Source organism: Geobacter sp. SVR, from assembly GCF_016865365.1.
In the GTDB taxonomy this organism is placed as follows: domain Bacteria; phylum Desulfobacterota; class Desulfuromonadia; order Geobacterales; family Pseudopelobacteraceae; genus Pelotalea.
The window spans coordinates 3,064,435-3,076,265 of sequence record NZ_AP024469.1 but is presented as its reverse complement, the minus strand read 5'-3'; the positions used below and the strand labels follow the sequence as shown (position 1 = coordinate 3,076,265).

Sequence of the window (11,831 nt, the reverse complement as noted above, 5' to 3'; positions counted from 1 at the left end):
TCTTTCATGCGCCCAATCACTATCTTTCCTCCGGGTGTGCTACTTCTTGTCGCAGCATCCTCCGCTGCCGCAGCCTCCCGGGCAATGCCCCTTTTTCTTCCAGATGGAGTGGTACAGGAGCCAGAAGGCTCCAGCCAGTATCACGCCTGCAATGATCATATCCATAGTTCCCATGTCAGACCCCCAATCCCAACAGGCTGCCGACCTGGTAGACCAGGAAGGCGGCCCCCCAGGCTAATACCATCTGATAGCCGAAGGCGATCCCGTACCATTTCCAGGTGCCGAATTCCTGCACCATTGCCACAGCTGCGATCACGCACGGCATGTAGAGCAGTACGAATACGATGAAGGCATAGGCCGACAGGGGGGTAAACTGAGTTTTCAGGACCGCCTTGAGCGGTGCCCGTTCAGCCGCCTTTTCGGCATCCTCCTCGGCTGAAATGGTACTGATGCCGATGGTGGATACCACGTTCGCGAGCGAGGTTTGGGTGGCTTTGGCGAAGGACGTTGCCACCTCCTTGAGATCTTCACCGAAGGTCGGTTTAGGCTCCTGCTTCTTCTCCTCGGTTTTGTGGACATAAATCTCGCCCATGGTGCCGACCACGATCTCCTTGGCGATCAGTCCGGCCACCAGCGATGAACTGGCCTCCCACGTGCCGAATCCGAGCGGCGACAGCACCGGAGCAACTGCCTGGCCGACTTTGCCCAGGTAGGAATCACGCTTCTGTTCGATACCCCAGGGAAGGTTCAGCAGGAACCAGACCAGGATCGATACTGCCAGGATGTAGGTGCCGGCCTTGATCAGGAAGTGCTTGCCCTTTTCCCAGGTGTGGATCATCAGGCTCCTGAACGAAGGCATCCGGTAGGGGGGCAGTTCCATGATGAACATCGGCGCCTCGCCCTTGAACAGGGTACGTTTGAAGATCAGCCCCATCAGGATCGCCAGGACGATCCCCAGCACGTACAGCGACCACAGCACCGTTCCGGCATGGCCGGGAAAGAAGGCGCCGATGAAGACCACATAGACCGGCAGGCGGGCTCCGCACGACATGAGCGGAACCAGCAGGGCGGTCAGCGCCTTGTCGCGCGGATTTTCCAGGGTGCGGGTGGCGTAGATGGCCGGCACGTTGCACCCGAAGCCAAGCAGCATCGGAATGAACGACTTGCCGTGCAGTCCGATGGCGTGCATGGCCCGGTCCATGACGAATGCGGCCCGCGCCATGTAACCGCTCCCTTCCAGAAAGGTTATGAAGAACATCATGGCAAAGATCACCGGTACGAATACCAACACGTTGCCGGTCCCGGCGATGATGCCGTCGTTGACCAGCGATACGGTCCAGTCAGGGCCGTGAACCAGCCCGATCAACGCTTCGGACCAGCGTTTGAAGGGACCGGAGATCATCTGCCCGATCCAGTCGGCATAGGGTTTGGACATGTCAAAGGTCAGCTTGAACATGATCCACATGGCTGCCAGGAAGATCGGAATGCCCAGGAAGCGGTTCAGAACCACCCGGTCGATCTTTTCCGTCAGCTCCATCTTGCGCAGCTCCGGCTTGTGCAGCACCTCGCGAGTCAGACCCGAAGCCAGGGCATAACGCGCATCCGCCATGACCGCTTCCACATCGTCGCCATGGGCATGTTTCAGGTGGTGCAGCGCTTCGTCCAGCAGCGCTCCCCCTCCGAGACCCGTCTCCTGCTCGACCCGCGCATCCCCCTCCATCAGCTTCAGCAGCAGCCAGCGTTGGGGAAACCGCTCCAGCAGCGCCGGGTGATTGGCCTTCAGCGTTTCGGCCAGAAGCTTTGCGGCAGCCTCGATATCCAGACCATAGTGCAGTTGCTGAGGGGTATGGCTCTCCGGATTGTCGGCCGCTGACAGTGCCCCCTTCAGCAGGTTGTCCAACCCCTCCTTGCGGGTGGCCGAGGTGGGGACGACCGTGATGCCAAGCATCTTTTCGAGCCCGGGCAGATCGATGCGATACCCTTTGGCCTGCGCTTCGTCATAGATGTTGAGCGCCATCACCACCGGGATCCCCAGTTCGATGATCTGCACGGTCAGGTACAGGTTGCGCTCCAGGTTGGTGGCATCGACCACGTTGATGACCAGGTCGGGACGCTCGTGCACCAGGTAATCGCGGGCAATGATCTCCTCCTGGGTATAGGGGGAGAGCGAGTAGGTGCCGGGCAGATCGATCAGGCGGATCCGCTGCCCTTCGTATTCGAAAATTGCTTCCTTCTTCTCGACCGTTACTCCGGCCCAGTTCCCGACCTGCAGCCGGGTTCCGGCAATGGCGTTGATCAGGGTTGACTTGCCCGAGTTGGGGTTTCCGGCCACTGCCACGGTGATGGTGCGCTTTTCCACCGGGCGCAGAGTGCCCTTGCGATTCGGGCGCTCTTCCTGTTCGATTGCCGGCGCGCTTTGCGTCTGTGCCCTCATTTGAAGACCTCCACGGCAATGCCCTCGGCTTCCTGTTTGCGCAGGGAGAGGTTGTAGCTCTTGATGCTGACCTCGATCGGGTCTCCCAGCGGAGCGACCTTCAGTACTTTGACATCCACCCCGACCAGAACCCCCATGTCCATCAGCCTGCGCTTCAGGGGGCCGATGGCGCCAATGGCGGCGATCGTTCCCGTTTCCCCCGGTTTCAGCTGTGCCAGATTCATCCGTTATCTCCTTACCATGATTTTCATTGCCATGCCGCGGTCCACCGCTATCCTCGACTCATCCACCTTGACCAGTACCGGACCTCCGCCATTGGTCAGCATCTCAACGCACTTGCCGACCCGCAGCCCCATGTCCTCGACCCGGCAGTCGCATTTGAGCTGCTCCTGGCAGCATTGGTCAGAGCCGGATTTGGTGGTGATCCTGACTGCCAGTATTTCACCCTTTTCGCCGGGGCTCAGCAATCCAAGTGGTATCATCGATGTTCCTTTCGTCGTGCACATCGCACTCAGGAGGATAGAGCCTCCGTAGATAGTGAAATTCGTTTTCAAGCACAGCGCACGATCAGTACTGACGGTGGCTGGTGCCGCATTGTTTCAGAGTCTGCTTTACTGCCGGAAGGGAACTGAACGGCGGGAATACGGATTCATTGCACCGTCACTCTGTGTGCTGGATAATGAGTGCGGAAATGAAATTCAATTTCAATAATACGGACGAATATGAAATTGTCAAGAAAATTTTTTCAGAAAAGTGGTGTGCGGATAGGGCAAGGTTACGACTGCGCGGTGGCGTGGCGAAACGCGGGACGGAGAGGGGGGGCGAAAAGTTCAGGTACGCGAAATTTCGAGGAAATTGCTGAGTAGCTTCATGCCCCCTTCAGTCAGGATCGATTCGGGATGAAACTGTACACCCCACACCGGCAGGTCCTGGTGACGCATCCCCATGATCTCGCCGTTTTCGACCCAGGCGGTGACCTGCAGGCAGTCCGGCAACGAGGTGCGCTCAACGATCAGCGAGTGATAGCGGGTGGCCTGGAACGGATTGGGAAGCCCCTGGAACAGGTCGAGGCCGTTGTGATGGATGGGGGAGGTTTTGCCGTGCATCAACGAAACGCTGCGCGTGACCGTGCCGCCGAAAGCGGCGCCAATGGCCTGATGACCGAGACAGACCCCCAGCAGGGGGATCCGGCCGGCAAAGTGCCGGATGGCGGCGACGGAAATGCCGGCCTCCTCCGGGGAACAGGGACCGGGAGAGATCACCAGCCGTTCGGGATTGAGGGCTTCGATCTCCTCCAGGGTGATACGGTCGTTGCGGAAAACGCGTACATCTTCGCCCAGCTGGCCGAAATACTGGACGATGTTATAGGTGAAGGAATCGTAGTTGTCGATCATCAGCAGCATGTTATTCCAGCCCCCCTTCGGCTATTTCGATCGCCCGGCGGGCCGCCTTGGCCTTGTTGACCGTTTCCTGCCATTCGGCCGCGGGGTCGGAATCGGCCACGATGCCGGCGCCGGCCTGGAGATGCACCATGCCGTCCTTGATGACCAGGGTGCGGATGGCAATGGCCAGATCCATGTTGCCCGAGAACGAGAAATATCCGGCTGCGCCACCATAGACCTCGCGCCGTACCGGTTCCAGCTCGTCGATGATCTGCATGGCGCGTACCTTGGGAGCGCCGGAAAGGGTGCCGGCCGGGAAGGTGGCCCGCACCAGGTCGAAACAGTCGCGGCCTCCGGAGAGGGTGCCATGGACGTTGGAGACGATGTGCATGACGTGAGAATAGCGCTCCACCACCATCAGCTCGGAGACCTCCACCGTGCCGGTGTCACAGACCCGTCCCAGGTCGTTTCTGCCCAGGTCCACCAGCATGACGTGCTCGGCCCGTTCCTTGGGATCGGCCAGCAGTTCCTCGGCCAGGCGCGCGTCCTCCTCGATGGTGGCCCCACGGGGACGAGTGCCGGCAATAGGGCGCAGTTCGACCCTCTCCCCCTCCTTGCGGACCATGACCTCCGGAGAGGCGCCGGCAATGACCGTATCATCCAGGCGCAGAAAAAACATGTAGGGCGAGGGATTGAGGGTACGCAGCACACGGTAGATGTCGAGCGGGTCGGCGGACAGTTCCCCGCTGAAGCGCTGGGAAAGCACGACCTGGATGATGTCGCCGGAACGGACGTATTCCTTGGCTTTTTCCACGGCAGCCTCGAAATCGGCACGGCTGACGTTGGAGTTGAGCTGGACCGGACTGGCCGCGGCGGGCGAAGTGCCGGTCGGGAGCGGCATGCGCAGGCGCCGGATGATGGCATCGATCTTCCCGGTCGCATCGCTATAGGCCTGCTCGGGTGTTGTGTCACCGTCCAGATGGGCGTTGGAAACCACCTTGATCTTCTGGCGGACATTGTCAAATATGACGATGGTATCGGTTATCAGGTAATAGGCGTCATAGGCATCGATCAGGGCCGGCTTGTCCGACGGCAGGCGCTCGAAATGCCGCACCATGTCGTAGCCCATGTAGCCGACGGCACCGCCGAAAAAACGGGGCAGCCCTTCGACCTCCACCGGCTTGAAGCGGGACAGCAGGTCGCGGATGCAGTTCAGGGGATCAGCGGACTCGATCGTGGTAGCGGCGCCGTTTTCGATAATTTCGACCCGGTTTCCGCGGGAACGGACGATCAGTGAAGGACTGGAGCCGAGAAAGCTGTAGCGCCCCCATTTTTCCCCCCCCTCGATACTTTCCAGCAGAAAGCCGAAGCGGCCGTCATCGAGCTTTTTGAAGGCAGTGACCGGCGTATCCATGTCTGCCATGATTTCGCGGTAGACCGGTATCAGGTTGCCTTGACGGGAAAGGGTGAGGAATGTGGGGTAATCGGGGCAGGTGGTGAGCACCGCGGATCTCCTTTAATATGGGCGAATAACGCTAACACGAGGCCCCACCGGTGTCAAGGCCGTCCCGTGATTTCAGGGCTGCCCCGATTTATTAAAAATGCATCTGTCACTTCACGGCGATTCATGGTATAGTCGGCAAAATTTTCGCAGGGGGCATGCTCATGGCCATAGCCAGTAACAAGATTTTGCTGGAAAGCGATACCAACGAGCTGGAAATCGTTGAATTCCGTATCGATGAGGTCGACGGCCAGGGGAACGTGGTTCCCTGCTATTACGGCGTCAACGTTGCCAAGGTGCGCGAGATCATCAGGCTGCCCCAGCTGTCGCGGGTGGTCAATGCCAAGCCCGGTGTCGAAGGCATGATCAAACTGCGGGAAAAGGTCATCACGATCATCAACCTGGCGATGGTGCTCGGCAAGAACACCGGCGACATGGTGGCCGACCGGGTGGTCGTGCTCGAATTCAACAACCTGATGGTAGGGGTGCTGGTGCATTCCGTCTCCCGCATCTACCGCATCTCGTGGAAAAATGTCGAGCCGCCGTCAAAATCGGTGCACAGCGATCAGGTAACCGGCTTGGTCAAAATGGATGACCGCATCATTCTTGTGCTCGATTTCGAGAAAATCGTCGGCGAGCTCTGTTCGGAGAGCGCGTTGCGGCCGCTCGATCAGGATACGATCCATCAGGCGGTGGAGTTCAACCGCGCCCATAAAATCGTGCTGGTAGCCGACGATTCGGCCTTCATCCGCCACACCATGTGCAGCGCTCTGCGTAGTGCCGGCTATGTGGTCGAGGAGGCGGAAGACGGCGCCGCTGCCTGGGACATGATCCAGCGCAAAATTGCCGAAAGCGAGATGCAGGGGGTGGATGTCAGGAGCATCCTGAGCCTGCTGATCACCGACGTGGAGATGCCCCAGATGGACGGACTGCATCTCACGTCGCTGGTCCGCAAGACGGAAACGGTCAAGGAGCTGCCGGTCGTGATCTTCTCTTCGCTGGCTTCCGACGATAACAAGCGCAAATGGATCGGACTGGGCGCCAATCATATCCTGACCAAGCCTGACCTGCCGAACCTGGTCAAGGTGGCTGATCAACTGGCCGCATATTGAACACCCGGCGAAGTCTGCCACGGACCGCCGCGGTTTTTCCTTGACAAGCATTTGAAGCCTGTGATTAAGTAGCCGGCATGAATTCCAACCGCTTTTTTAACGCTTATTCCTTTTACTTTTGGTTCGGCTTTTATTTTAAGCCGTCTGCCCGGGTAGGGGTGTAAGCTTTAAAAGGCGACCACAACACACACCACAGAAACCGGGGCAGACGAAAGTCTCCCCGGTTTTTTCCATTTGACGCGCAAAATGCGTGGACAGGGCCGGGGGACAACCTTCCGGCCCTGTTCTTTTGTGGGAAAGGGGAGCAGGCATGATCATCGTTATGAAGGCGGGTGCGGTCAAAAAGGAGCGGGACGAGGTGCTGAAGCGCATTCGCGAACTGGGGTACAAGCCGCACGTGATTCATGGAGCCACTCGGGACGTGATCGGCGCGGTGGGGGACGAACGGGGCAAGGCCGTATTGCAGAGCCTGGAATCGATGCATGGCGTCGAAAAGGTGGTGCCGATCCTGCAGCCGTACAAGCTGGCCTCCAAGGAGGTCAAAAAAGAGCCGAGCGTGGTGCGGATCAGCGACGAGGTGTCCATTGGCGGCGATCGGGTGATCATGATGGCTGGCCCCTGCTCTGTCGAGAGCGAGCAACAGATCATCGAGTCCGCCCTGGCGGTCAAGCAGGCCGGTGCCCACGTACTGCGTGGCGGAGCCTTCAAGCCACGTACCTCTCCTTATTCTTTCCAGGGGCTGGAGGAGGATGGGCTGAAACTCCTGGCCAAGGCCCGCGAACTGACCGGCCTGCCGATCGTGACTGAGGTGATCAATCCCGAGACCGCCGATCTGGTGGCTGAATACGCCGACATTCTGCAGATCGGTGCCCGCAACTCACAGAACTTCGCCCTGCTGAAAAAGGTCGGGCAGCTCAAACGGCCGGTGCTGCTCAAGCGGGGCATGTCCATGACCATCCAGGAGTTCCTGATGAGCGCCGAGTACATCATGAGCGAGGGCAACCAGTCGGTGATCCTGTGCGAACGCGGCATACGGACCTTCGAAACCGCCACCCGCAACACTCTCGACCTGTCGGCCATACCGGTTCTCAAGGAAAAAACCCATTTGCCGGTGGTGATCGATCCCTCCCACGGCACGGGTAATCACCACTACGTAGCTCCCATGTGTTACGCAGCCCTGGCGGCCGGCGCGGACGGCCTGATCGTCGAGGTGCACCCCGACCCGGAGCATGCCTCCAGTGATGGGCCGCAGTCGTTGAAACCCAAGAAGTTCGAAATGATGATGGAACGGTTGAAGCTGTTCGCCGAAGCGGCGGGAAAAAGCCTGTAGAGGCAAGTGATCTGAATCCGTGAAGCATGGAAGCCGGAGTGAGCGTCATGCCGAGGCTCGATCGTCGCTGGTTCCGCTTAATGCCGGCAATGCCGCCTCACCGACGGTGAAATGCTGCTTATACTGGAAATGCAAGAGCAGAGGCATGGGTAGCGAGTGAAGGCTGAAAGGCTTCACGGATTCAGGGTTAAGGTTAAATTGAGGTTGGGGTTGAGGTGAAGAACTCCTGTTCCAGATTTTCCTCAATCTCAACCTGCTTCTTCATCAGGGTAGAGCTTTTCGACCTGGCGGATCGTGTCGATGCACTCCATGAAGACCTCCACCAGTTCCGGATCGAACTGCTTGCCCGACCCTGCCCGGAGCTCCCCCAGAACGCTCTCCTCGTCCCAGGCCTCCTTGTAGCAGCGCCGGCACGACAGTGCATCGTAAACATCCACCAGGGCCACGATGCGTCCGAAAAGGGGGATCTCCTCCCCCTTTTTGCCGCGGGCGCCGCCGTTTTCGGTCTCGAAGCCCGGCAGTGCCTGTCTGGTGATCGGGTCGACATGCCCGGGATACCCATTGCCGTCCCAGCGCTCGTGGTGGTTCAGGGCGACAATGGCTGCCGATTCGTCGAAATCCGAATAGATATCCGCGAACAGATTGGCACCATGCTGCGTATGGAGCTTCATTTCCTGGAACTCCTCCGGCGTGAAGCGTCCCGGTTTTTTCAGGATCGTGTCGGAGATGGCCACCTTGCCCACATCATGCAGCATGGCCGCCATGCGCAGCACATCGCGGTTCTTGTCGATCTCTTCCTGGGGAATCCCCTTCTTCTGCGCCCAGGCCTCGTAGAGGGTCACAGCATAGGCAGCCACACGATTGACATGCGGACCGGTTTCCTTTGGATCGCGCATTTCGGCCATCTTGTTCATCCGCATGATGATTTCGCGGGTCATTTTGGCCCGTTCGATAGCGCTGGCAGCGTTATTGGCGAAATACAGGATGATGCCTTCCTCATCAGGCGGGAAGGGAACCACTGTGCCGGATGCGTCCACGGCATTGATCAGTTGCAGAACGCCGATGATGTCCCCGCGTATGTTTTTGAGCGGTATGGTCAGCATCGAGCGGGTGCGGTACCCGGTCATGGCGTCATAGGAGCGGTTGAAGGAAAACGGGAAAGCGGGGGCCAGTTCATATACGTCGGGGATGTTCAGAATGGTCCCGTTGGTGGCCACGTAACCGGCAATGGATGTGTTGCTGATCGGAACGGTGAAGGTTGCATAGGGGAGCTTGCGGCCGGGGGGCAGTTGCTTGCGCAGGGTGTCGTTCTGGGCGTAGCTGAATCTGAGGTGGTCTCCCTCTCTGACGTAGATCGAGCCGGCATCGCAGGCGGTAAAAGCCCGCGCTTCCCCCAGGACCTTCTCCAGAAGCAGGTCGATGTCCTTGATCTCTGAAATTTCCAGGCTGAGATTCAGGATCCTGTTCAGCTTGTCGTCCCGATTTCGCATGGGAAATTCTCCTGCACGAAAATAGCGGTATTATAAAATAACTTGAAAAAAATTTCATAATAAAAACAGTGTCTCTTGCCGGTGTGAGCCCGGTTTATTTTCGGTTGCGCAGCGGCTGCAATTGCACTACCATGCGCGATGTTTTCACGCTTGCTGGACGGGGAGGAAGCATGTCCTTCAATCCCAAGGCCGCATTCATTCTGCTCGTGCTCATGCTGGGGCTGATTCCGACAGCAGCCCGCGCCGAAACCGACGCCGCTGTACTGGAGCAAGCCATGTCAGGGACGCTCGATCTGTGGCGTGAAGGACATTTTGAACAACTCTACGAGCAACTGAGCCACCGCGGCAAGATGTCCCGGGAGCGGTTCACCAGGAAGATGCGTGAGAGCGTCATCCATCCTGCCTGCTGCTTCCAGAAAATGCAGGGCTTCAGGGTGCTGAGCGAGAAGCGTACCGAAGCTACCGTCTATGTCACCATCGGTCTGGAAGGGGGCCCTGGGTCGGCCGAATCGTGCACCCGCGAGTTCAAACTCTCCCATGAGGGAGGGGAATGGAAGATGCAACTGAACGACATCACTGCCCTGGCCAATGGTGCCGCAAAGAAAAGCAGGCACACCAGGAAAAAGCACTAGATAAATTGTTGAAATGAGGCATCTCGTCGTCTTTGTCAGCCACCTTGTGACTTCGGCCTGCGGCCTCACCCTCCGGGCGCCTCCGCGGGGCTTCCTGCGAGTGCGACGATCTACCCATTTGTGAACAACTTGAGGATCTACAGCCTCCTGGTAACCGCGAAAGACTTTATCACAGAGCGCACAAACACGAAGAAATCGGTTTCGCAGATTACTCACCCCGGGGAGAAAAACCTATGGAAGAACAGCTTCGACAGACGCCGCTCAATGACCGGCACCGGACTCTGCAGGCCCTGATGGCACCCTTCGGCGGGTGGGACATGCCGATCCAGTACGAAGGTATCATCGCAGAACATGCCTGGTGCCGAAGCCACGTGGCACTGTTCGACATCTGCCACATGGGCGAATTCCAGTTCGAGGGAGATTTCGAGGCCAGCGGGCTGGAGGATGTCTTCACCTTTTCGGTAAAATCGATCCCGGTGGGGCGTTCCCGGTATGGATTCCTGCTTAACGAGCGCGGGGGCGTGATCGACGACCTGATCGTTTTTCGGCAGGCCGAGGACAGGGCCATGATCGTGGTCAATGCCGCCACCATTGCCAAGGATTTCGCTGCCATCCAGGGGCGTCTGCGCGGCGGGGTACTGAGGGACATCAGCGCCGATACCGGCAAGCTCGACCTTCAGGGGCCGCTTTCCCGCGACATACTGGTTTCCCTGTTCGGGGACCGGATCGCCGGGCTCCCCTACTTCAAATTCATCACCATGAATATCCTCGGCTGCGAAGCGATCGTCAGCCGTACCGGCTATACCGGAGAGCTGGGATACGAAATCTTCCTGCCGGCCGCCAAGGTGACTGAACTGTGGGACCTGCTGCTGAAGGACCAGCGCGTCAAACCGGCCGGGCTGGGCGCCCGGGACGTGTTGCGGCTGGAGGTGGGCTATTCTCTGTATGGCAGCGATATCGACGAGGACACCACTCCGCTGGAGGCGGGGCTGGAATCCTTCGTCAATTTCGACACATCGTTCGTCGGCAAGGAGGCGCTCCTGAAGCAGAAGGAACAGGGGCTGTCCCGCATCAAGGTCGCCTTCGAAGTGAACAGCCGCCGTTCGCCGCGCCACCACTATGAGATCTGTTTCGAAGGGGAAACGGTCGGCAGCGTGACCAGCGGCGTATTCTCCCCCATGCTCGGCCGGGGCATCGGCATCGGCTTTGTACGCCCTGATATCGCCTCAGTGGGTGCCCCCCTGATTATCCGGCACGAGCGGGTCAGCATGGAGGCCACCGTCTGTCAGTTGCCGTTCTTCCGGGAGGGGTCGGTAAGGACGTAAGGTAACGAACAAGAAAAAATCAAAGACGAATAACGCGGATTCTCGCAGATACGGGGGATTGACGCGGATTTATAAGATCTGCGAAATCCGCGTCAACCCGCTTCAATCCGGCCTTTTCCGCGTTCCATTGCCGTCGGTTCTCTGTTTAATTCATATAAAAAGGAGGATGAGTCAGATGAGCATCTATTTCACCAAGGAACACGAGTGGGTCAAGGTCAAGGAGGGCATTGGCGCCGTAGGCATCAGCGAGCATGCGGCCCACGAACTGGGGGATATCACCTTCGTGGAACTGCCGCAGATCGGTACGGTCGTCAAGCAGTTCGGCGCACTGGCCAGCATCGAGTCGGTCAAGGCGGCCAGCGATATCTATGCCCCTGTTTCAGGAAAGGTGATCAAGGTCAATGAGGCCCTGGACGCGGCTCCCGAGATCGTCAACGAAAGCGCCGAGGATGCCGGCTGGATGGCCTGGATCGAAATCGCCGACGAAGGGGAGCTGAAAAACCTGATGACAAGGGAACAGTACGACGAGTTCCTGAAAACCCTCTAGCAGTTCATTCAAGAATTCGAAGCCGGCTCCAGATGCAAGGCTTGCGAACCATGAGGAGCGAGGCGTACCCATTGGTAC

At 58.6% G+C, this 11,831-nt stretch carries 12 protein-coding genes; 5 read left to right on the top strand and 7 right to left on the bottom strand.

The genetic code is table 11. The features are described 5' to 3' along the window. Positions 1 to 39: 39 nt before the first annotated feature. The 6 genes from GSVR_RS14540 to trpE all read right to left on the bottom strand — a co-directional run bounded on the left by GSVR_RS14540 (position 40) and on the right by trpE (position 5,320). On the bottom strand, positions 40 to 174 hold the full coding sequence (locus tag GSVR_RS14540; protein WP_173201622.1) for a FeoB-associated Cys-rich membrane protein: 135 nt from the start codon (positions 172 to 174) through the stop codon (positions 40 to 42). A 1-nt stretch (position 175) separates the two neighbouring features. After that, on the bottom strand, positions 176 to 2,434 hold the full coding sequence (gene feoB / locus GSVR_RS14535) for a ferrous iron transport protein B (protein WP_173201623.1): 2,259 nt from the start codon (positions 2,432 to 2,434) through the stop codon (positions 176 to 178). Further along, positions 2,431 to 2,658 carry a FeoA family protein gene (locus GSVR_RS14530; RefSeq protein WP_173201624.1) on the bottom strand — a complete coding sequence of 76 codons (228 nt, stop codon included), beginning with the start codon at positions 2,656 to 2,658 and terminating at the stop codon, positions 2,431 to 2,433. The genes feoB and GSVR_RS14530 overlap by 4 nt, the downstream gene beginning before the upstream one ends. A gap of 3 nt (positions 2,659 to 2,661) precedes the next feature. Next, complete coding sequence (locus GSVR_RS14525; RefSeq protein WP_173201625.1) at positions 2,662 to 2,916, bottom strand: FeoA family protein; 255 nt, start codon at positions 2,914 to 2,916, stop codon at positions 2,662 to 2,664. 348 nt (positions 2,917 to 3,264) lie between these two features. Next, the gene (locus GSVR_RS14520; RefSeq protein ID WP_173201626.1) at positions 3,265 to 3,837 is read right to left on the bottom strand and encodes an aminodeoxychorismate/anthranilate synthase component II; all 573 of its coding nucleotides are present in this window, start codon (positions 3,835 to 3,837) and stop codon (positions 3,265 to 3,267) included. Position 3,838: 1 nt separating this feature from the next. Next, positions 3,839 to 5,320, bottom strand: a complete 1,482-nt coding sequence (trpE, locus tag GSVR_RS14515) for an anthranilate synthase component I (RefSeq protein ID WP_239077338.1) — start codon at positions 5,318 to 5,320, stop codon at positions 3,839 to 3,841. Between the two features lie 161 nt (positions 5,321 to 5,481). On the opposite strand from trpE, the gene GSVR_RS14510 reads away from it, so the two are divergent. Together GSVR_RS14510 and aroF are read left to right on the top strand one after the other, a co-directional pair. Next, positions 5,482 to 6,429: a chemotaxis protein CheV gene (locus GSVR_RS14510; RefSeq protein WP_173201627.1), complete on the top strand. Its 948-nt coding sequence runs from the start codon at positions 5,482 to 5,484 to the stop codon at positions 6,427 to 6,429. Positions 6,430 to 6,739: 310 nt separating this feature from the next. Continuing rightward, positions 6,740 to 7,759, top strand: coding sequence for a 3-deoxy-7-phosphoheptulonate synthase (gene aroF / locus GSVR_RS14505; RefSeq protein WP_173201628.1), 1,020 nt, complete (start codon positions 6,740 to 6,742; stop codon positions 7,757 to 7,759). 248 nt (positions 7,760 to 8,007) lie between these two features. On the opposite strand, the gene GSVR_RS14500 is transcribed toward aroF, so the two are convergent. Then, positions 8,008 to 9,249, bottom strand: a complete 1,242-nt coding sequence (locus tag GSVR_RS14500; RefSeq protein ID WP_173201629.1) for an HD domain-containing phosphohydrolase — start codon at positions 9,247 to 9,249, stop codon at positions 8,008 to 8,010. A 170-nt stretch (positions 9,250 to 9,419) separates the two neighbouring features. Here GSVR_RS14500 and GSVR_RS14495 point away from each other — a divergent pair, with 170 nt between their 5' ends. From GSVR_RS14495 to gcvH, 3 genes are all read left to right on the top strand, one after another. Then, a complete protein-coding gene (locus GSVR_RS14495) occupies positions 9,420 to 9,881 on the top strand; it encodes a hypothetical protein (RefSeq protein WP_173201630.1) in 462 nt (153 codons plus the stop codon). A gap of 233 nt (positions 9,882 to 10,114) precedes the next feature. Continuing rightward, entirely contained in the window at positions 10,115 to 11,206 is a 1,092-nt protein-coding gene (gcvT, locus tag GSVR_RS14490; RefSeq protein WP_173201631.1) for a glycine cleavage system aminomethyltransferase GcvT, read from the top strand. 175 nt (positions 11,207 to 11,381) lie between these two features. Continuing rightward, positions 11,382 to 11,753 carry a glycine cleavage system protein GcvH gene (gene gcvH, locus GSVR_RS14485; RefSeq protein ID WP_173201632.1) on the top strand — a complete coding sequence of 124 codons (372 nt, stop codon included), beginning with the start codon at positions 11,382 to 11,384 and terminating at the stop codon, positions 11,751 to 11,753. Positions 11,754 to 11,831 lie beyond the last annotated feature (78 nt).